This is a genomic window from Synechococcus sp. H60.3, from assembly GCF_047462295.1.
Lineage (GTDB): Bacteria > Cyanobacteriota > Cyanobacteriia > Thermostichales > Thermostichaceae > Thermostichus.
Genome location: NZ_JANSIY010000004.1, coordinates 18494 through 37066 on the forward strand (window position 1 = coordinate 18494; position 18573 = coordinate 37066).

An 18573-nucleotide genomic window follows, 5' to 3' on the forward strand; every position below is an offset into this window, starting at 1 on the left:
GTCGCTACTAGTCGAGCTGAGGAAAGTTCACCTCGGTCGGGAAAGCCGTGGAGGTGCCCAACTTTTGGGAAGCCCCAGAAGCGCGGGATCCGGATCCCTGCCCTTCCTTGGCCACATCCACCATCGAGAGCAGCCCTTGCAGGGTAGCGGGGATGGAATTGGGATCCATAAAGATCACCTTCGAGCTGGGGCTGCTGCCCAGCTTGAGACCCATATCGATGTAGTTTTGTGCCATCAAGTATTGCAGCGCGTTGGCTGCCTCTGGGTTTTCCTGCAAAGTAGCGGCAATGGTTTTGATAGCCTCAGCCGTACCCTCGGCCAGCAGCAGCCGCTCGCGCTTCTCAGCTTCTGCTCGCAACAACTGCGCCTTGGCAGCCCCCGCTGCTTGGTTGATGCTGGCCTGCTGCTCCCCCTCCGATTTGAGAATGGCCGCTCGCTTCTCCCGTTCGGCAGCCATTTGCTTTTCCATCGAGTCTTGCACCGTCTTAGAGGGCTGGATATCCCTGACTTCTACGCGGGTGATCTTGATCCCCCAGGGATCGGTGGCCTCGTCCAGTTCTGTCAAAAGGCGGGCGTTGATCTCGGCGCGGGAGGAAAAGGTCTGATCCAAGTCCATGCGGCCAATTTCGGCACGCAAGGCCGTCAGCACCAAGTTCACCAAAGCCCGCTGTACATCCTCTACGGCGTAGCGGGCCTTGATCATATCCGTGATGCGCCAGTAAACCACCGCATCCGCCATCAAAGAAACGTTGTCGCTGGTGATGCACTGCTGCGGTGGCACGTCCAGCACCTTCTCGCGAATGGTTTCCTTAAACACAATCCTGTCGATGGGAGGAAAAATGATGTGCAACCCGGGTGTCAGCTTGCGGTGAAACCTCCCCAAACGCTCTACCAGCGCCTCATAGCCCTGGCTGATGATCTTGACCGAGTTGAACAGGTAGCCGATAAAGATGAGGGCAAGGGCGGCTAAGATGCCAGGCATAGGGCTCTTCTCCTAACAGAGGGTTCAGCCCCCATTCTAGACGGCTGCTGGGACTGCTCCCTTCCCCCTTCGACACGTCTCAGCCTCAATAGACAATAGAGAGGGGAGGCGTGAACAGGATAGTTAGAGCTGCGGATTTCTTGTTGGGGCTGCAATCTTATCCAGTAGAAAGCTTGTGGGGGGATCCCGTCTATGAAACTGGACAGCAGGAACCTAGAAGTTGGCCTGAACAAAATCTACGACGTTATTGTTGCCGGTGGTGGCGCAGGGGGGCTGTCGGCAGCCATTTACCTGGCCCGCTACGGCTTGAGCTGCCTGGTGGTGGAAAAGAGCAGAGGCCGCTCTTTTTGGATGCAGGATTTGCGCAACTATCTGGGCCTGCCGCCAAACACGCCAGGACGAGAGCTGTTGCGACAGGGGAGGGAGCACGCCCTCAGCTTGGGGGTGGACTATCTATGGGGCTTTGTGGAAGATGTCACAGATGAGGGAGACCTTTTTGCTGTCAAGGTCAAAGTGGGAAAAGTCAACAGTATCTACCCTGTTTTTCGCAGCAAATATTTGATTGCAGCAACGGGCATTATCGATTATTTGCCCCAATTGCCTGATATGCAAAATGTCTACGAATATGCAGGCTACTCGCTTCATGTCTGCATGATTTGCGATGGTTACGAAATGCGGGATCAGAAGGCAGTTTTGATTGTCAATTCAGAAGATCGGATTAATACGGCTTTTGTCCTCAACTGGTTTACGCCTTATATCTCGGTGTTGACTCACGGCCTCTGCTCGGTCGGCCCTGAAATGTGCCAAAAACTGGCGGAGCACGGCTATCCCCTTTACGAGTCTCCCATTCGCCGCTTTCTGGGCGAGAACCACCAGATGCGGGGCGTGGAGCTCGAGGATGGCACCTACATCGAGGCAACCACCGGCCTGGTGGCCATGGGAGCCAAATACCACAACGACTATTTGAAAGGGATCCCGAACTTACGCTGGCAGGGCGAAAACCTCGTGACCGACGAGTGGTGCCGCACCACCCATCCGCGGCTCTTCGCGGTAGGGGATTTGAAGCAGGGCCTCAACCAGGTGTCGATTGCCGTCGCCGATGGGGCGCTGGCTGCAACGGCCATTTGGCGGGACATCCGCCGGGCCTCTCCTCTTCGTAAATGGGAAGAGCGCCTGCGCTCTTAGTTTGGGCTCATTCCGCCCTCTTGAGGGAGTTGGGATGGCCTTCTGCCCTATGATTGTTGCGAAGCCCCGAGCAACTCCCATGCATTCTCTGAAAGTGGCGATCTTTTTTTGGGTTTTCCTATTGGTAGGGCTGCATTACTACGCGGTAGAGGCCCAGTCTTTTTTTGATCTAAACCTGACTCTAACCTCAGAATACGATCCTATTCTCCCGATCGAGAGCGTTCGCGTTGTGCGCGGCAGCAATCCCCAAGACCTGCTGGTTTATCTATCGGCTCCTTCTGCTGCCTGGGTTCACCAAGAGCGGGTGAACGGGCATTATTTAATTGATATTCCCTATGCAGTCATCACCCGCTCGACAACGGTTGAAGTTGCTGCGGGGCTGCCCTATCGGCTGAGCTGGGGCAACCGAGACGAACAGACTGGGCGCCTGCTGATCACCCCTGCACCTGCCCAGGTAGAGGTGTTTTTGCAGCATGGCTGGACAGCGGATCCCACTTTGCTCGATCCGCTGGAAAATAGCTGGCCTTTGCAACTGACTTTGGAAGAGGCGCTGGGGCCTTTGTTGGAAGTACCACCTCGCTCTGCCTTTCTCACCATTGACGATGGACCTTGGCCTCAGTCCACACCTCGCCTTTTGCAAGTTTTGGATCAGCTACAAGTGCCGGCTACATTCTTTCTCATCGGCAATCACGTTTCTCGCTTTCCAGAGCTGGCCAAAGCCATTCAAACCCACCACCACACGATAGCTAACCACACGTTTACTCACGACTATCAACGCCTCTACAGCAGCGACGAGATATTCTATGCCGAGGTGGATCAGACAACCCAACTGCTCAAGAGGTTGGGCTTGGATCCCCAACTAGTGGTTCGCCCACCGGGCGGTTTTCGCCTAGACTCTGCTTTACGTCACGCTTTGGAACAGGCAGGGTATCGGGTTCTCTACTGGAACCTCAGTCCCGAGGATGCCTATGCTGGCCAAACAGCAGACCAGCTTTTGGAGCGGGTTCGATCCCAGTTGTCGGTGATGAAAGCCTCTGAACAACCCCTGGTTTTGCTGCTGCACGACCGCTGGCCCCATACTGCAGAAGCTTTGCCAGATATCGTTGCTGCGGTTGAAGAGGCAGGCTATCGCTTTTTGCCCTGGCCCAGTTCTAGAGATCCTGCTTGAGGAAACCGCCAACTGTCTCTTAGAAAAACCGGGCAATCTCTTAGAATCTTAGGGTCGAGGAGTGGGGAAGTATGCGAAAGCCCTTGGATTGCTGGGCTCGGATAAGTTGGGGAGCAGCCTTGGCTCTGGCGCTACCGCTTGCTGTTCACTCTGCCTACCCCCAGCCGCTGCTTCCGCTGTTGCCGGCTGTTTCTGAGGGGGGCAGCGCGCGCGAAGGAGTTGTTGCCCTATTTCGTCAATCCATCTGGTGGGAGTTCATCCGCGGCAATCGCGGCGAAAACCTGCGCCTGTTTGCAGCCAGCCGCACCGCTTCTGAGCGTCAGGATGTGGTGGCCGTGTTTGAAATCCAGCGGCAGCCGACAGTGGAGCCAGTGGTGCGGGTTCTCAGCTTTGGACATCAGGGAGGATACGATTTTCGCCTGCTCCACACGGCTGAGCCGATCCCCGGACGGTTGGTGGAGGCGCAGCTGCGCACCGACATCACCTCCAGCGCCCAGCCCAAGCTGGTGCTGCTCACCGAGCGAGGGGGCATTAGCCTGCTGCGGTCTGTCTTGGTCTTGGAACACCGAGCGGAGGGGTTTGTGCCGCTGCTGAGCGTGACAGATTTAAACAATGCCAGCTTGCGGGTCAGCTCCCAAGGGATCCTGGTCATCTCCAGCGTGCCGGGAGCTAACCGCGACTTGCGCGCCACCCTTTACCAGTGGGAGGGAGATGGCTTTGTCCGCCGTGATCTGTAGCATCCCAAGTCTGGCGACAAGGCATAGACCGCCGGGATTCGTTTCGAATTGCCGCGAAGCAGTCCCCTGACACTCCCCTCTCCCACGGGGAGAGAGATTGGGGGTGAGGGAAACGTCTCCAGCCTATTGAGGGTGACCAGAGAGCTGCTGAGCCTGCCAGCAGACGCCCAGGCTGGGCGCTTGGCCCACCTGCCAGAGAAACAGGCTTTCGGCTCCCAGGGGATGCAGGCTCCAGGGATCCAGGTCAGACCCAAACCACCCGTAGGGATCGACAGGGGCAGGTTGGCCAGAGTTGGTTTGATCAAGGCGGCGCACCTCAAAATGGAGATGGGGCCCACTGGCGCAGCCGCTGTCGCCCGAGAGGCCGATTACGTCCCCTGCCGCCACTCTCTGTCCCTCCTGCACCCGGATTTGGCTGAGGTGGGCGTAGAGGGTTTCCAAGCCGGCTGGCTCGTGCCGAATGCGCACCCGCAACCCCCTGACCGGGCGGCCCAAGCTGGGACACAAAAACTGCGGCTCTTGACGCGCCAAGATAACCCGTCCCGAAGCGGCGGCCAAGATCGGCGTACCCACCGGCATGGCCCAGTCGTAGCCGGCGTGGCCATCACTTTTGCCGCAGGGGTGTAACGGGCCAGGGAGCCAAACTTGGCCTTGCCCACTGACAAAGCGTCCGTTGCCATCTTTCTCTCCCAGGGGCATATCGTGGTCGAAAAGGTTGGTGACGGGAAATTCCCCGACAAAGGGCTTGTGCAACAACGGCCACTGGGGCGGCGGCGGATCCCCATCGGCAGAGCGATGGCTCTCCAGCGCCAGCCGATAGTTCTCCAGCTCCTGACGCTGGGCGGGATCTGGCGACCGCTGCAGCAGGAGATCCACCAGGCGCAGGGCCTGAGACCAGTCCCGGCGCTCGACAGCCCGGCTCAACTGGGCGTACACCCCCACCAGGGATCCCGGCGGTGGGGAGGAGGGTGAGCCCTGGGGAAAACCGGGCGAGATGTTTACGAATTGATACAATAGGCAGCAAAATATCAGCAGTGTCACCCTTAGCCGTTGTGATGCTTCTATCCAAGGGGCCCTCCCCAGCAGACCAGACGGTTTGTCGTTGGCGTCCGGCCCCCTTCCGCCCTCTGCTTCTCTGCGCAGCCACTGCCCAGATGGCGGGAAAGCAGAGCGGCTGTGATTGACCACCCTCTGGGAGTTTCTCATGCGTTGGCTGTCATCCTCTGCTGTTCTCGTCAGCTTGCCTCTCCAGTTTGGAGTTTGGCAAACATTTCCGCCCCTGCTGGCTTCGATTGGGGGGCTGCTGGAAACCTTGGCCCTGGGTTTGCACATTCTGTCTTTATTTTTTGGATTGGCGGGCTTGCTTTGGGTTGTACCCCATCCCGAATGGGTGGCCAGCTTGCCCCCCATCGGCCTACAAGCCTTTTCCCTGAGCATGGCCAATGGTGGTGTTGCCTACATGGTGTCTGGAGCGCTGGCGGCGGCTTTGATGGGATCCCGACTGTTGGGGGTGCGGCGCCTGTTGATGTTTTTGATCCCGGCGGTGGGCATTTCCTTGGCCAGCGAGCTGCTGGGTACCAGCACGGGGATCCCCTTTGGCGACTACGGCTACCTCAGTGGGCTGGGCTACAAGATTGCCGGGCTGGTTCCCTTCACGATCCCTTTGTCTTGGTTTTACGTGGGGCTGTCGTCCTACCTGTTGGCGCGGGTGGCCCTGCAAGCAGGTCGCCACTGGCTGATCCACTGCGAGGCCATCCTGTTGGGGGCGCTGCTGCTCACTGCCTGGGACTTTGTTCTGGATCCGGCCATGACCCGCGGCTTGATTCCCTTTTGGACTTGGTTTCAGCCGGGGCCCTTCTTTGGCATGCCGCTGCAGAACTTTGGCGGTTGGATGCTGACCGGAGCGGCCTTTATGACCGTAGCCAACCTCCTCTGGGGGAAAGATCAGCCTGTGTTGAACCGCCGCCAGTTGTTGGGGCCACTGGTGCTTTATGTAGCTAATTTTGCCTTTGCCCTGCTGATGAGCCTGGGATCCGGCATTTTCGCGCCAGCGGGGCTAGGCCTGTTGCTGGGCTTGGGGCCAGCCTTAGGGTTGTGGTGGAACGCACCGCCTGCACCTGAGGATCCCTGCCATCCCGAAGCGGTTGAAGGGGAGGCAGCTCGAACCTGGCAGGCGCTGGAGGATCCTGGCTGGGCGAGGGTGAAATAGCTGCCTGGCGTAGTTAGGAGGGAGCAACAGTGCCCTGGCCCTTTCGGTGCTCACCCCTCTTGCTGGCCTATATCTGACTGGACGCAGGTGGGACGGCAGAGTTGTCGGCTATTGGGAGCCACGAGCCCAAGTCGCGGTGGCGGTGGTGTTTATTTAACTGCTGCCGCCGTGGCCAGATTTTTTTTCTGGATGAGGCAAAGTGGAAGCCGGTTCCGTTCTCTTTGATTTGTCCTGTAGCAAGCCGATCAGCAAGCAGGCCACCCCAAGGTTGATGGCCACATCCGCCACGTTAAACACCGGAAAGCGAATCCAAACCAGATTAAAAAAATCCACCACGTAGCCGTTGAGAAAGCGGTCGATGCCGTTCCCTACCGCTCCTGCCCAGACCAGACCGTAGCCTGCCTGTTCCCAACGGCCCAGGCTGCCGCCGCGAATCGCCAGCAGCGCCAGCGCCACCGCTACCCCCAACGAGACCCACTTGAGAAACTCTGCCGAATCGGCAAACAGGCTCCAGGCGGCGCCGGTATTCTCCACATAGGTAAGGTGAAACACCCCCGGCCACAGCTCGATTTCCGGCCCCGGCAGCAGCCGCTCCACCGCCCAGCGCTTGGTCGCCTGATCCAGGATCACGCCCAGGATCCCGGCCAGCCAAAAGCCTGTGTTTTTCATGCTCTTTTGCTTCACCACGTCCACTGGCAATAGCGCTCAGAGGAGCACTTTTCCCATCCTGACATTCTCTCTCCTACCTGTGGGTGACAAACCGCAGGGGCAAGGCTTGGGGGTTCATCTGGCTGGAGAGCTTAATCAAGAAAAACGCCCGGCTGGCTGAGCCGGACGGGGATCCCACAGTCCAGAGAAGAGGACAAGGGCAGCTACCGACCCTGTTGCTCCAGGGATCGGCGCAACTCACTGGCCATCTGCAGAAACTCTTGCGGATTGCCCGCCTTGCCGTAGGAGGAGCGATCTTCAACCTTTTTGCCGCTACCTTGGCGGGTGCGAGTGTTGATCAGAGAGCTGGCCATTTCCAGAAACTTGGCAGGGTTCCCTTCGCTGCTACCCCGCATCACAGAGGTTCGTCCGGCACGAGTCACTGCCATAGCTACCTTGATTCTCAGAAACGAAATGCTTGTTCATATCTTCCCACAAGGGATCCTCAGCCCGCCAGGCCCAGCGCTCTATGAGGTGAAGAATTGTTAGAGATAGCCGTGGCTTCTCAGGCCTTGCATCACCAGCTCAATACACTCGGAGATGCTTCGCTCAGCGGTTTTGCACACCACCTCCGGGCATTCTGGTGGCTCGTAGGGATCGTCGATGCCGGTAAAGTGCTGGATGAGCCCTGCCCGCGCTTTGCGGTAGAGGCCCTTGACATCGCGCTGCTCGCACACCTCCAGGGGGGCATCCACAAAGACCTCGATAAAGTTGCCGATGCGCTGCCGCACCTCTTGCCGGGTGGCCCGATAAGGGGAAATGGCCGAGACCAGTACGATTACCCCGTGGCGGGTCAGCATCTCGGCCACAAAGCCAATGCGGCGAACGTTCTCATCCCGATCTTCTTTGCCAAACCCCAGCCCCTTGGTGAGGTGTTGCCGCACCAGGTCACCGTCGAGCACTTCCACCGGCAACGCCAGAGCTTGCAACTGCTGGGCCACGCCGCAACTCAGGGTGGTTTTGCCCGCCCCACTTAGCCCCGTAAACCAGACTGTTACCCCCCGTCGCCCCATGGGTGTGGATCTCCTTGCCAGAATATCATCCCCGGCCAGAGTGATACACTCGAAACACTGTCCATTCTCCCTCTGCCATGCCGCCGTTAAGCGCTTCTCTTGTCGATGCCACCTTGGGATCTGCGACAACCGCCGAGCTGTTCAATCGGCATGTGATGTCCACCTATGCTCGCTACCCTTTGACCTTGGTGCGGGGGGAAGGCTGCCGGGTTTGGGATGAGGAGGGGCGCGAGTACCTGGATTTTGTGGCAGGCATTGCTACCTGCACCCTGGGACATGCCCACCCCGCTTGGATTCAGGCCCTCACCCAGCAGGCGCAACAGTTGCACCATGTTTCCAACCTCTACTACAACCGACCCCAGGCGCAACTGGCCCAATGGCTGACCCAGCACTCCTGTGCTGACAAGGTGTTTTTCTGCAACTCAGGGGCAGAGGCCAATGAAGGCGCCATCAAGCTAGCCCGCAAATACGCCCATACGGTGCGCGGGATCCAAGATCCGGTGATCCTCACCGCCCAGGCTAGCTTTCATGGACGCACCCTGGCTGCCCTCACGGCCACCGGCCAGCCCAAGTACCAGAAAGACTTTGCTCCCTTGGTGCCCGGCTTTGATTACGTTCCCTACAACGATATCGAGGGTACGGCAGCGGTGCTGGAGCGCTGGGGCGAGCGGGTGTGTGCCGTGCTGCTGGAGCCGCTGCAGGGGGAGGGAGGGGTTGTGCCCGGGGATCCTGCCTACTTTCAGTGGCTGCGCCGGGTCTGCAGTGAGCGGGGCATTCTGCTGATGTTGGATGAGGTGCAGGTGGGGATGGGCCGCACCGGCAGGCTCTGGGGCTACTGCAACCTGGGAATCGAGCCGGATGTGTTTACCCTGGCCAAGGGCTTGGCGGGTGGGATCCCGATTGGCGCCCTCTTGGCCAAAGAGTTTTGTGCCGTGTTTCAGCCGGGGGATCACGCCAGCACCTTTGGCGGCAATCCCTTGGCCTGTGCGGTGGGCTTGGCGGTTTGCCACACCCTAATGGCGGAGAGCTTGGTGTGGAATGCCCAGCAGACGGGGGACTATCTGCGCCAGGGTCTATCCCGCTTGGCGGAGCAGTTCCCCCAGCTTGTGCAGGAGGTGCGCGGCTGGGGCCTGATCCAGGGTCTAGTCATGCGGATCCCGGCGGCTGAGGTGGTCAGGGCGGCCCTGGAGCAGGGACTACTGCTGGTGCCAGCGGGATCGCAGGTGGTGCGCTTTGTGCCCCCCTTGATCGTCACGCCAAAGGAGATTGACGAGGCGCTGGCGCGGCTGGAATCGGCTCTGCAGAGCTTAGCCGTTGGCGACAGCGGAACGGAGTCCCTGAAAGCCTAGCTCTGCCAGACCTGCTGCAAGAACGCCTGCAGCCGCTGGCGGGCCTCATGGGGCAAGGGATCCCTGGCCTGCTCGAGCAGGGGCAGTACCTCCTCGGCGTAGGCCGCAACAAAGCTGTCAGCCGGCCAGAGCAAGTCCGAGGTGGATCGCAGGTTCCACACTTGGGATCCCTGCTGGAGCAATAGGGGCCGTACCCAGAGGAGGGCTGGGGATCCCGCCTCAAGAGGGTGAAGAGAAACCTGAATCAGCTCCCCATAGAGCGTGGCTTGCGGCCCCGGCAGAGCTAGAAGGCGGCGGGGCGAGGTGGGGGCACTCCCTACTTCCGTCCCAGCAGGCAGAGGACGTCCTCTAAGGGGGGGCTCCTCACTGGAGCCACATTGAGCAGGCAGACAGGGCCATAGCGTCATGGGACGGCAGGCTTTCCCTGAGGAACGAACGAGACAAACTACACCTGATCTTAAGAGACGCCTTCTCAGGTTCTGCGAGGGGATCCCGTCGGAAGCAGAGATTGCCCAAGGTGCTAGTCTTGCAGGCAAGGCTCCTCGAAATTCCTTGCAACCGGATCCCGCCATGATGCACACCTTTATCCCACCCCACCGCTTTTTTCCCTACCTGACCTGGACAGAGATCCAGGCCATGCCCAACAAAGAGAAGGTGGTGATCATCCAGCCCGTAGCCTCGATCGAGCAGCATGGGCCCCACCTGCCCTTGGTGGTGGATGCCTGCATCGGCACCGCAATCATCGGGCGGGCTATGGAAAAACTGGAGCCGGAGATCCCCGCTTACGTTCTGCCCACCCAGTGCTATGGCAAGGCCAACGAGCACTGGCATTTCCCAGGCACCATCACCCTCTCAGCCCAAACCCTGATGGCCCTGCTAACCGAAGTGGCTGAAAGCATTTACCGGGCCGGGTTTCGCAAGCTGGTGTTCCTCAACTCCCACGGTGGCCAGCCCGAAGTGCTGCAGATTGTGGCCCGCGACCTGCACCAGAAGTACGAAGACTTCCTCCTTTTCCCCATCTCCGTCTGGCGCGTTCCCCACCAAGGCCAGGAGCTGATGACGGAAAAAGAGCGGGAATTGGGCATTCACGCTGGCGATGGCGAGACCAGCATGCTGATGTACCTGTTGCCCGAGACAGTGCGAACTGACCGCTTGGTCTGCGAGTACCCTCAGGATCTGCCGGAAGACAGCCTGATTAGTCTGGAAGGGCGGATCTCTTTTGCCTGGACAACTCGCGACCTCAGCCGGAGTGGTGTCCTGGGGGATGCCACGGCCGCCACGCCGGAAAAAGGCAAACTTTTGGTGGAGTCCATGGCCGATGGCTGGGTGCGGCTGATCCGGGATCTGTACAAGTTCCAACAGCCCCAGGCTTGGCGCAAAGACCCGCTGCCAAGGTAGGGATCCCGGCAGATGTCTTTACCTTGTGAGGCTTCTGGCCAGCCCAGCCTGCTTCTCAGGAGCGGAAGCAGCGACTTTGCCAGGACGGGTGATAGGCTTGAGGGAAAGTTCCCCTAGCCTGTGAGGGGAGAGCAATGGTTCTTGCCTCAAAGCCAGCCACCCCTCCCATCCTCGAGCGGCACGACGCCACTTGGCAGGACTACCTGACCATTGGCAACCATCCCACCTTGGACTGGCAGAAGATTTCTTTTTACCAGGGCTGGTTGTGGGTCAACATGGGCAAGGAAGGGCCAGAGCACGCCTCCGTCAGCGATCTGATGACGGCCATTTTTTTCGCTTGGGCCTTTCTACACCCGGATGTGCCCCTGCAGTCCTACGGTCGCTGTCTGATTGAGTACCCAGAAACCCATGCCTGCGCCCCTGACCTAGTGCTCTACAAAGGGGAGAACATCCCCAGGTACCAAGCTGGCGAGCCGCGGCGGATTGATTTGCGTTTCCAAAGACCCCCTGACCTGGTGGGCGAGATTGCCGACACTACCCTTGCTCTCGACCTGGACGAGCAGAAGCAGCTTTATGCCAGCCTGGGCATTCCTGAGTACTGGGTCATCGATGTCAAGGGGCGGCGCGTTTTTGCCTTTGCCCTGGCCGAGGATGGACGCTATCGGGCCATTGCCCAGTCGCAGGTGCTGGCGGGTCTGCCGATAGCCCTGCTTGAGCAAGCTCTGGAACGCCTGGCCAGCCAGACCAACACTGCTGCCGCCAACTGGCTCCTGCAACAGCTCCAACGCCAGGCTTAAAGCTATCAGGGCGTTTGGGCCCGCTTGATGATGAGATGGCGGTTTTTGTCCACCGCGATCCAGCCCTGCTGGCGGAAACGGTTCAAAAGACGGGTGATGGTGACGCGGGTAGTGCCGATGGCATTGGCCAAGTCTTGGTGGGTAAGGCGCACCTGCAGGCGCACCCCTGTCGCAATTGGGGATCCCAACTCCACCGCCAATAGGGAGAGCAACTGGCGCAGCCGATCCTCCACCCGCCGCCGCCCGGCTAGGGCCAGCAGCGCTTCGGTTTGGCGCAGCCGCCGCACCAACTGCTTGAGCAGCCCCTGGCTCAGGGTTTCTGAGGCTTCCACCTCGGCTGCCGACAGCCGCAGCACGTCAACCGCTGTCAATGCCTTAGCTTGGTAGGGATCCAACATCGTCAGCGGGGATCCCAGCGGCATGGAGGGGCCGGCAAATCCCAACAGCGCCTCGCCACCATTGGGATAAAGAGTAGTCAATTGCACCACGCCTCGGCAGACAATCACCCACTCCTCGGGAAACAGGGGAATGACCTGTCCGGGAGCGTAGGGCGAGAGGCTGCGGCCTCGGTAGAGGTCTTCTAGCAATTGCCGCTCCCCTACAGGTAGACTGGCTGCAGAATAGCTGGACATGGCTTCAGGCATAGGCTGGCTCCGCTAGGGCAAACTGGGCACACTGGTCGTTGGGCTTCCCCCTGCCAATAACAGCATGGAGTTGGGGTCGAGGATAAGTGTTCCCGACAACACCTTATCGCTTGCCTCTTCGACGGAAGTAAAGGAGAGGTTATGCTTGGGTTAAGTCTTGCCACACAGAGGGCGGAACTAGGAGCGACGACGATCCGGTAGGATAGAAGTGCCAAGCTCAACCCTTCAGGAGACCTGCCGTGACGCTGATGGTTCGCGTGATCACCCCCGACCGCATCGTTTGGGATGCCCCTGCTGAGGAAGTGATCCTCCCTGCCACCTCAGGTCAGTTGGGCATCCTCACCAACCATGCCCCTCTCTTGACGGCCATCGGCAACGGTGTGATGCGGGTCAAAGCTGCCGGCAAGTGGTCGGCCATTGCCGTGATGGGTGGATTTGCGGAAGTGGAAAATAACGAGGTAACCGTTCTGGTTAACCGCGCCGAGCGGGGAGAAAAAGTGGACAAGGCCGCAGCTCAGGCCCTCTTGGACGAAGCGAGCAAAGTTTTGAATACCAGCAGCGACAAGCAGGAGCGTTTGCAGGCCAAGTTGGATCAACAGCGAGCCAGAGCTCTGCTGCAAGCGGCGGAGATGGGCAGCAAGAGCTAAGGGATCCCTGCTTCTCTGAGCAGGAGCCGACTCGGTCTCGGCAGGGGATCCTGATGGCGGCTTGGTTTACTCCGGTGGTGGTATGTTCAGTCCTACAGTTGCCGTTCGCGTCAGCGAGACGGAGTCCTTTAGCGCGTCGGCCAGCTTGAAGATTGGCCAGGTGGCAGCAGCGGCGGGCTTACCGGTGCGCACGGTGCGCTACTACGAGTCGCTGGGCCTGCTGAAGCCAACGGTGCAGCGGTCGGAGTCCAGCTATCGCCTCTTCCATCCGGCAGTGCTGGGACGGCTGGCTTTCATTCGCCGCTGCCAAAGCCTGGGGCTAAGCCTGGAAGAAATTGGCCAGATCCTGCAGGTGTACGACCAGGGGGAACAGCCCTGCCCGGAGATCCGCCAACACCTGCAGGAGAAGCTGCGTCAGATCGAAGAGCGGATGGCGGAGTTGCAAGCTCTAAAAGGCCAAATTGAAAGCCTCCTCTCCGATTGGCGGATCCCAGCGGGATCTCCAGCCGAGGATGACGTGATCTGCCCGATTTTACAAAAGCCAGAGGCCGGCGGTGACAAGGTCGGCAGCCACTACTCCACAGTTACCGACTTGGCCAGGTTGCGGGGTTGATCCACATCGGCCCCCCGGCGCAGCGCCATGGCGTAGGCAAACAACTGCAGGGGGATGACATTTAAAACTGCCGACAACAGGGGTGTGGTGCTGGGCACCTCGATGACGTGGTCGGCCTTCTCCCGCACCTGGGTATCTTCTGGGTTGATCAGGGCAATCACCCGCCCTCCCCGCGCCTGTACCTGTTCGATGTTGGAGAGCATCTTCTCGTAGACGGGATCGCGGGTGGCAATACACACCACCGGCATGCGCTCGTCGATGAGGGCGATGGGGCCGTGCTTCATCTCCCCTGCCGGGTAGCCCTCCGCGTGGATGTAGCTGACCTCTTTCATTTTCAAGGCTCCCTCCAGGGCTATGGGGGCGTTGACCCAGCGGCCTAGGTAGAGCATGTCGGTGACGTGATGGTACTGTTCCGCCAGGTGGTCGTAGAGGGCAACGTCTTTCAGAAGCAGGCTGATCTTGCCCGGCAGCTCGATCAAAGCTTGCAGGTGGGATCGGATCTGGGTCGGGCTGAGGATCCCTTTGGCCTGGGCCAGTTGCAGGGCCAGCAGGTATCCTGCCACCAGCATGCCGGTAAATACCTTGGTGGAAGCGACGGCGATCTCCGGCCCGGCGTGAATGTAGAGAACTCCGGCATCCGCCAGGCGCGTGGCCTGGGATCCGATGGCGTTGACGATGGCCAGGGTGGGGATCCCTTGGGCGCGGGCCTCGCTCATGGCCGCCAGCGTATCGACGGTCTCGCCCGACTGGGTGAGGGCCACAAGCAGGCTGTGGGGGCGCAGCACCGGCTGGCGGTAGCGGAACTCGGAGGCATGATCCACCTGCACCGGGATGCGGGCCAGGCTCTCGATAAAGTACTTGAGCACCAGGCAGGCGTGCCAGGCGGTGCCGCAGGCCACGGCATGAATCTGCTCCGTCTGGGCCAGTTGCGCCTCTGTTAGCACCAGCTCCTCTAGAGTCACCCGCCCCCCTTCCAGATCCACCCGCCCCCGCAGCGTATCGGTGGTAGTGCGCGGCTGCTCATAGATCTCCTTTTGCATGAAGTGCTTGTAGCCCCCCTTGGCCGCCGAGACGGGATCCCAGGCCACCGTGAGGGGGGTTTTGCGCAACTCCTCGCCAGTGATGCGCAGGTAGCGCACGCTGGAGTCGGTGAGGATGGCCATCTCCCCATCTTCCAGAAACACCACCCTGCGGGTGTGGCGGACAATGGCGGGCAGATCCGAGGCAACGAAGTTCTCCCCCTCCCCTTCGCCGACGACCACAGCGCCGGCGTTGCCCAGGCGGGCGGCAATCAACCGATCCGGCGCCTCCCGATCCAAAGCCACCACGGCATTTCCCCCCCGCAGTTGCCCCATGACTTTGCCAAAGGCCGTCTCGAAGCAGCCCAGCTCCTCGGTGTAGAGGCCCAGCAGTTGGGCGATGACTTCGGTATCGGTTTGGGAGCGAAAGCCAACCCCTCGCCGCAGCAGCTCTTCCTTCAGCTCCAGGTAGTTCTCCACAATGCCGTTTTGGATAACCACGATGCGCCCGCGCGCGTCGCAGTGGGGGTGAGCATTTTCTTCGCTAACACCGCCGTGGGTGGCCCAGCGGGTGTGGCCAATCCCCACCTTGGCCGTGGGCATGTTGGCGGTAAGCTTCACCAGCAGGTTGTGCAGCTTGCCGGTGGCCCGCACGATCCTCAAGCCCTCTTCTGGATCCACCGTGGCAATGCCGGCAGAATCATAGCCCCGATATTCCAAAGTGCGCAGGCCCTCCAAGAGGATGGGAGCCGCCCACTGAAAGCCCACATAGCCGACAATGCCACACATTCCTCACACCTCAACCTCAGCCACGCCAGCGGTGCAAAGCACCCTATCCGCAAAGCCTACCCCAGCTTCCGGATCCCTTCAATGGCTTTTGCCGCCGCTGCGGGAGCAGACCTCGGCAGGGATCCTGGCTTCCTCCTAGGGAACGGGCTGCTGCTCCTCAAGAGCCAGGGCAAAAGAAACGGGCGCAAAACGGAAGCGATACTCTTGGGCTGCAGCAGGCTGGATCCCGTCTTCTGTTCGCGTAAGCGGGCCGGAGGCCTTAGGGGCGCTGGAGACCAAGTTGCTCAGCCCCAACACCAGCTCTCGCAGGCCGCGGCGAAACTGGGGATCCCCCGTCAGCTCGTCGATATCGGCGGTGATCTTTTGCGCATTCTGGAAGGTGATGCGGGCCGAGTCCAGGGTTTGGCGCAAGGTCGCCAGGGTGCCCGGATCGTTGAGGTTGGCGGCAATCTGCTGCAGGTCTTCGGTAGCTTGGGACACGTTCTCCGCCGCCGCTCGCACCTCGGCCAGGATCTGGCGCACATCCGCCTGCAGTTGCGGATCCGTCAGCAGCGGGCGAACCGCGCTCGACATGGCTTGCAGATCGGCGCTCACCTGCTGGATATTTTCCAGGGCGGCACGGAGAGAGGTGCGGTTCTGTTCCACCAGAAGGGTGAACTGATCGGCAGCCGCTTGAAAACTGCGGGCCGTTCCTCTCACAGCCCCAGCCGCGTCTTGGATAGCCGTGGCAGCCGAGGTAAATTGCGACAAGTCCAGATCTTCCGTGCGCAGGGCTGCCACCTGCTTTTCCACGGTTTCTGAGAGATCGGCCACGCTGTTGGCGACGCGGGTGATCCCTTCTAGGGTGGCGTTGAGGGTAGCGAAGAACTCGTCGTTGTTGATGCGCGTTACCAGCCGATCCACCTGGATCAACAACTGGCCGAAATCTACCCCCGGTGTGCCCTCCACCACATCGCCAGCGCAGATGATTTGGCTGCGGTCGCAATCGGCTGCCAGCGGGGATCCCGCTGCCGGGGCATCGCGTCGGGGCAGGATATCCATCACCGTCTCCCCCACCAACCCCGTCTGGGTGGTAACAAACAGGGCGTCGCGGGGGATGGCCAAGGGCTGGTCGATGACCACCTGCACCTCCACTTGGGCCGCCTGGGGCAGGATGCGCTCCACCCGGCCCACGGCTACCCCCCGCAGCCGCACGCTGGAGCCTTCCGCCAGGCCGGATACGTTGGGATAGGTGACGGTAAACTGGAAGCCGCGGCTGCCGAAGCGCAGGTTGTAGATCCACAAGAACAGCCCGGCAAAGCCCAGCACCCCTGCCAGGATCAACAGGCCCACCGCCCCTTCTCGGATTGCTCGCGAACGCATTACACCTGCCCTGCCACTTGAATCGGCCCTTCTACGCTACCGCTGAAAAATTGCCGCACAAAGGGGTTATCGCACGTTTCGATCTGCTGCACGGATCCCTCCCACTGCACCCGCCCCTGGGCCAAGAGCACGATGCGGTCGGTGGCACGGTAGATGGTGCTGTGCTGGTGGGTCACCACAATGTAGCTCTCGCAAGCTTTTTTCACCTGCTGCAGATCCCGGATGAGGTCTTCAATCACTGTGGAAGCAATGGGATCCAGGCCCGCCGTGGGCTCGTCGTAGAGCAGCAGTTGCGGCTCGTCCTGGGGCAGAGAAGGATCCTCCATAATAGCGCGGGCGAAGCTGGCCCGTTTGCGCATCCCCCCCGAGAGCTCCTCCGGCAGGCTGTTCTCCTTACCCGCCAGCCCCACTGCTTCCAGCTTGGCTGCCACCAGCTCCCGAATGCGTGCCCGCGGCAGCCGCGAGTGTTCGTAGAGCAAAAACCCGACGTTTTCCTCCACCGTCAGGGAGTCGAAGAGGGCCGCCTGCTGGAATACCATGCCTACCCGCAAGGGGGGAGTGCAGTGGCCGGCCTGAATCTCCGGCAGGGGGATGCCGCACCAGAGCACTTCGCCAGCGTCGGGCTCCGTCAGGCCAGCGATGATGCGCAACAGAGTTGATTTGCCAGTGCCGGAAGGCCCCACTAGCCCCAGAGCGTCGCCCCGATGCACCTTTAGATCGACTTGGTCAAGCACCAGCGTGGTTCCAAAGCGCTTGGAGACCTGCCGTAGCTCCACCAAGGGCACGGGATCTCCCTTCCCCGCTCCAGACTGGGGTTGGGGACTCTCCGCCGGCGGCTGCTGTTGGCCGTTCATGCTGGTGCCAATGTCCTTTCTGAAGCACCTCGCCCAACACTTCCAGCAGAACTGCAAGGTCAGGGTGCCTCCCTCCCGTGGCTTGCGTTCCATTGCTAGTTTAAGAGCCGTCGCACTACGCGAACAACTTGCTGCTGTTGCCTCCAGCAGCCAAGGCTACGGAGCACCTGCCAGCCTTCGTCTCTTAGCCACCAGACCTCCCAGGTCCAGGGATCCGGAACAAGCTGTCCGTGAGGCCCCTTAGTCCGGCTGTAGCTCGGGAGCAGGCTCGGCCTCAGGCAGGGGGGCTAGGCTGGCAGGGATCCCTTCGGTCGGGTGCAACTCTCTGAGATCGGCCAGGGTCGGCTGCGGCTGTTCATCGGCTGCCGCGCAGGAGCTTGTACGCTGCGAAAAGCCCCAGACAAACAAAGGCAGCACAGCCACCACCATCCCCCATTCCGGGAGCTCAACTTGGGGGAAAAACACCTCCAGCAGCATGAGGCTTCCCACCAGGGCGATGATGGCAAAGGCAGCATCTTCTAGGCGGGAAAACTCATCCAGCCAGCGCAAAAACAAAGAGGCCATGTAGCGCATCAAGGTGATGCCGAGAATGCCGCCGAGGATGATCACCCAAGCCTTGCGGGAGACGCCCACCGAAGCGGCGATGCTGTCGAAAGAAAAGACTAGATCCGTTAGCTCTACCATCACCAGGGTTTGCCAAAAATTGGCCTGGCGGGTGATGTCTTGCTCGGATCCTTCTTCTTCCCCGCAAAAATGCTGCCAGGCCAGCCAGAGCAGGTAACAGGCCCCGAGAAACTGAGCGGGCGGATACTCCACCAGCCAAACCGCTGCAAACACAATGGCGATGCGAAAACCATAGGCACCGATAATGCCCCAGCGCAAAGCGCGATTTTGTTGCTGAGGAGTGGGCAAATGCTTGACCAAAGCCGCCAGGGCAACGGCGTTATCGGCGGAGAGGGCCGCTTCCAAAAACACCAGAGCCACCACCAAAAAGAGATCTGTCCAAGTGAAGGACTGAATTATCCCTTGAACAAAAGCCACAGTGGTATCTATTGCCTCAATTGACATAGCAGCAAGCTTCACGTACGCCGGTCAAAAA

Annotated in this window: 21 protein-coding genes; 10 read left to right on the plus strand and 11 right to left on the minus strand. The window is 60.3% G+C overall.

The genetic code is table 11. From position 1 onward, the window contains the following. Positions 1-7 precede the first annotated feature (7 nt). Positions 8-982 carry an SPFH domain-containing protein gene (locus NW841_RS01075; RefSeq protein ID WP_414364269.1) on the minus strand — a complete coding sequence of 325 codons (975 nt, stop codon included), beginning with the start codon at positions 980-982 and terminating at the stop codon, positions 8-10. Positions 983-1174: 192 nt separating this feature from the next. Between NW841_RS01075 and NW841_RS01080 the strand changes: the two genes are divergently transcribed. From NW841_RS01080 to NW841_RS01090, 3 genes are all read left to right on the plus strand, one after another. Beyond that, positions 1175-2167 (plus strand): NAD(P)/FAD-dependent oxidoreductase, encoded by a 993-nt coding sequence (locus tag NW841_RS01080; RefSeq protein WP_414384985.1) that lies wholly within the window; start codon positions 1175-1177, stop codon positions 2165-2167. 79 nt (positions 2168-2246) lie between these two features. After that, a complete protein-coding gene (locus tag NW841_RS01085; protein WP_414364264.1) occupies positions 2247-3335 on the plus strand; it encodes a polysaccharide deacetylase family protein in 1089 nt (362 codons plus the stop codon). 119 nt (positions 3336-3454) lie between these two features. Continuing rightward, entirely contained in the window at positions 3455-4072 is a 618-nt protein-coding gene (locus tag NW841_RS01090; protein ID WP_414384988.1) for a hypothetical protein, read from the plus strand. Between the two features lie 123 nt (positions 4073-4195). Here the strand turns inward: NW841_RS01090 and NW841_RS01095 are convergent, their stop codons facing one another. After that, complete coding sequence (locus tag NW841_RS01095; RefSeq protein WP_414384990.1) at positions 4196-5086, minus strand: M23 family metallopeptidase; 891 nt, start codon at positions 5084-5086, stop codon at positions 4196-4198. Between the two features lie 190 nt (positions 5087-5276). Between NW841_RS01095 and NW841_RS01100 the strand changes: the two genes are divergently transcribed. Continuing rightward, the gene (locus NW841_RS01100; RefSeq protein WP_414384991.1) at positions 5277-6281 is read left to right on the plus strand and encodes a carotenoid biosynthesis protein; all 1005 of its coding nucleotides are present in this window, start codon (positions 5277-5279) and stop codon (positions 6279-6281) included. Positions 6282-6434: 153 nt separating this feature from the next. On the opposite strand, the gene lspA is transcribed toward NW841_RS01100, so the two are convergent. From lspA to cysC, 3 genes are all read right to left on the minus strand, one after another. Then, the gene (lspA, locus tag NW841_RS01105; RefSeq protein ID WP_414385012.1) at positions 6435-6950 is read right to left on the minus strand and encodes a signal peptidase II; all 516 of its coding nucleotides are present in this window, start codon (positions 6948-6950) and stop codon (positions 6435-6437) included. Between the two features lie 203 nt (positions 6951-7153). Beyond that, a complete protein-coding gene (locus tag NW841_RS01110) occupies positions 7154-7378 on the minus strand; it encodes a hypothetical protein (RefSeq protein WP_414364258.1) in 225 nt (74 codons plus the stop codon). 96 nt (positions 7379-7474) lie between these two features. Beyond that, positions 7475-8002, minus strand: coding sequence for an adenylyl-sulfate kinase (gene cysC, locus NW841_RS01115; RefSeq protein WP_414364256.1), 528 nt, complete (start codon positions 8000-8002; stop codon positions 7475-7477). A gap of 155 nt (positions 8003-8157) precedes the next feature. Here cysC and NW841_RS01120 point away from each other — a divergent pair, with 155 nt between their 5' ends. Beyond that, the gene (locus NW841_RS01120) at positions 8158-9351 is read left to right on the plus strand and encodes an aspartate aminotransferase family protein (RefSeq protein WP_414372097.1); all 1194 of its coding nucleotides are present in this window, start codon (positions 8158-8160) and stop codon (positions 9349-9351) included. On the opposite strand, the gene NW841_RS01125 is transcribed toward NW841_RS01120, so the two are convergent. Continuing rightward, a complete protein-coding gene (locus NW841_RS01125; protein ID WP_414384993.1) occupies positions 9348-9758 on the minus strand; it encodes a hypothetical protein in 411 nt (136 codons plus the stop codon). The two genes, NW841_RS01120 and NW841_RS01125, sit on opposite strands and share 4 nt — an antisense overlap. A gap of 166 nt (positions 9759-9924) precedes the next feature. Between NW841_RS01125 and NW841_RS01130 the strand changes: the two genes are divergently transcribed. Continuing rightward, positions 9925-10749 carry a creatininase family protein gene (locus NW841_RS01130; RefSeq protein ID WP_414360801.1) on the plus strand — a complete coding sequence of 275 codons (825 nt, stop codon included), beginning with the start codon at positions 9925-9927 and terminating at the stop codon, positions 10747-10749. Between the two features lie 134 nt (positions 10750-10883). Further along, the gene (locus NW841_RS01135) at positions 10884-11546 is read left to right on the plus strand and encodes a Uma2 family endonuclease (RefSeq protein ID WP_414372067.1); all 663 of its coding nucleotides are present in this window, start codon (positions 10884-10886) and stop codon (positions 11544-11546) included. Between the two features lie 5 nt (positions 11547-11551). Here the strand turns inward: NW841_RS01135 and NW841_RS01140 are convergent, their stop codons facing one another. Next, positions 11552-12178, minus strand: coding sequence for a Crp/Fnr family transcriptional regulator (locus tag NW841_RS01140; protein ID WP_414376642.1), 627 nt, complete (start codon positions 12176-12178; stop codon positions 11552-11554). A gap of 251 nt (positions 12179-12429) precedes the next feature. On the opposite strand from NW841_RS01140, the gene atpC reads away from it, so the two are divergent. Further along, positions 12430-12837, plus strand: a complete 408-nt coding sequence (gene atpC / locus NW841_RS01145; RefSeq protein ID WP_414364250.1) for an ATP synthase F1 subunit epsilon — start codon at positions 12430-12432, stop codon at positions 12835-12837. A gap of 82 nt (positions 12838-12919) precedes the next feature. After that, the gene (locus NW841_RS01150) at positions 12920-13450 is read left to right on the plus strand and encodes a heavy metal-responsive transcriptional regulator (protein WP_414384995.1); all 531 of its coding nucleotides are present in this window, start codon (positions 12920-12922) and stop codon (positions 13448-13450) included. On the opposite strand, the gene glmS is transcribed toward NW841_RS01150, so the two are convergent. Next, positions 13411-15258, minus strand: a complete 1848-nt coding sequence (gene glmS / locus NW841_RS01155) for a glutamine--fructose-6-phosphate transaminase (isomerizing) (protein ID WP_414376643.1) — start codon at positions 15256-15258, stop codon at positions 13411-13413. The genes NW841_RS01150 and glmS overlap by 40 nt on opposite strands. Between glmS and NW841_RS01160 the strand changes: the two genes are divergently transcribed. Then, positions 15248-15397, plus strand: coding sequence for a hypothetical protein (locus NW841_RS01160; RefSeq protein WP_414337328.1), 150 nt, complete (start codon positions 15248-15250; stop codon positions 15395-15397). The two genes, glmS and NW841_RS01160, sit on opposite strands and share 11 nt — an antisense overlap. Here NW841_RS01160 and NW841_RS01165 read toward each other — a convergent pair. From NW841_RS01165 to NW841_RS01175, 3 genes are all read right to left on the minus strand, one after another. Beyond that, the gene (locus tag NW841_RS01165) at positions 15394-16620 is read right to left on the minus strand and encodes an MlaD family protein (protein WP_414384997.1); all 1227 of its coding nucleotides are present in this window, start codon (positions 16618-16620) and stop codon (positions 15394-15396) included. The genes NW841_RS01160 and NW841_RS01165 overlap by 4 nt on opposite strands. Then, complete coding sequence (locus tag NW841_RS01170) at positions 16620-17474, minus strand: ABC transporter ATP-binding protein (protein ID WP_414333565.1); 855 nt, start codon at positions 17472-17474, stop codon at positions 16620-16622. Before NW841_RS01170 ends, NW841_RS01165 begins: the two co-directional genes overlap by 1 nt. Before the next feature lie 240 nt (positions 17475-17714). After that, entirely contained in the window at positions 17715-18542 is an 828-nt protein-coding gene (locus tag NW841_RS01175; protein WP_414384999.1) for a TerC family protein, read from the minus strand. Positions 18543-18573 lie beyond the last annotated feature (31 nt).

What these genes read in the sequence shown, in the direction of transcription:
- NW841_RS01075 (WP_414364269.1), bottom strand. Translation starts at nt 982, where the DNA reads ATGCCTGGCATCTTAGCCGCCCTTGCCCTCATCTTTATCGGCTACCTG.
- NW841_RS01080 (WP_414384985.1), top strand. Translation starts at nt 1,175, where the DNA reads ATGAAACTGGACAGCAGGAACCTAGAAGTTGGCCTGAACAAAATCTAC.
- NW841_RS01085 (WP_414364264.1), top strand. Translation starts at nt 2,247, where the DNA reads ATGCATTCTCTGAAAGTGGCGATCTTTTTTTGGGTTTTCCTATTGGTA.
- NW841_RS01100 (WP_414384991.1), top strand. Translation starts at nt 5,277, where the DNA reads ATGCGTTGGCTGTCATCCTCTGCTGTTCTCGTCAGCTTGCCTCTCCAG.
- lspA (WP_414385012.1), bottom strand. Translation starts at nt 6,950, where the DNA reads ATGAAAAACACAGGCTTTTGGCTGGCCGGGATCCTGGGCGTGATCCTG.
- NW841_RS01110 (WP_414364258.1), bottom strand. Translation starts at nt 7,378, where the DNA reads ATGGCAGTGACTCGTGCCGGACGAACCTCTGTGATGCGGGGTAGCAGC.
- cysC (WP_414364256.1), bottom strand. Translation starts at nt 8,002, where the DNA reads ATGGGGCGACGGGGGGTAACAGTCTGGTTTACGGGGCTAAGTGGGGCG.
- NW841_RS01120 (WP_414372097.1), top strand. Translation starts at nt 8,158, where the DNA reads ATGTCCACCTATGCTCGCTACCCTTTGACCTTGGTGCGGGGGGAAGGC.
- NW841_RS01125 (WP_414384993.1), bottom strand. Translation starts at nt 9,758, where the DNA reads ATGACGCTATGGCCCTGTCTGCCTGCTCAATGTGGCTCCAGTGAGGAG.
- NW841_RS01130 (WP_414360801.1), top strand. Translation starts at nt 9,925, where the DNA reads ATGCACACCTTTATCCCACCCCACCGCTTTTTTCCCTACCTGACCTGG.
- NW841_RS01135 (WP_414372067.1), top strand. Translation starts at nt 10,884, where the DNA reads ATGGTTCTTGCCTCAAAGCCAGCCACCCCTCCCATCCTCGAGCGGCAC.
- NW841_RS01140 (WP_414376642.1), bottom strand. Translation starts at nt 12,178, where the DNA reads ATGTCCAGCTATTCTGCAGCCAGTCTACCTGTAGGGGAGCGGCAATTG.
- NW841_RS01150 (WP_414384995.1), top strand. Translation starts at nt 12,920, where the DNA reads ATGTTCAGTCCTACAGTTGCCGTTCGCGTCAGCGAGACGGAGTCCTTT.
- NW841_RS01160 (WP_414337328.1), top strand. Translation starts at nt 15,248, where the DNA reads ATGCCACACATTCCTCACACCTCAACCTCAGCCACGCCAGCGGTGCAA.
- glmS (WP_414376643.1), bottom strand. Translation starts at nt 15,258, where the DNA reads ATGTGTGGCATTGTCGGCTATGTGGGCTTTCAGTGGGCGGCTCCCATC.
- NW841_RS01165 (WP_414384997.1), bottom strand. Translation starts at nt 16,620, where the DNA reads ATGCGTTCGCGAGCAATCCGAGAAGGGGCGGTGGGCCTGTTGATCCTG.
- NW841_RS01170 (WP_414333565.1), bottom strand. Translation starts at nt 17,474, where the DNA reads ATGAACGGCCAACAGCAGCCGCCGGCGGAGAGTCCCCAACCCCAGTCT.
- NW841_RS01175 (WP_414384999.1), bottom strand. Translation starts at nt 18,542, where the DNA reads ATGTCAATTGAGGCAATAGATACCACTGTGGCTTTTGTTCAAGGGATA.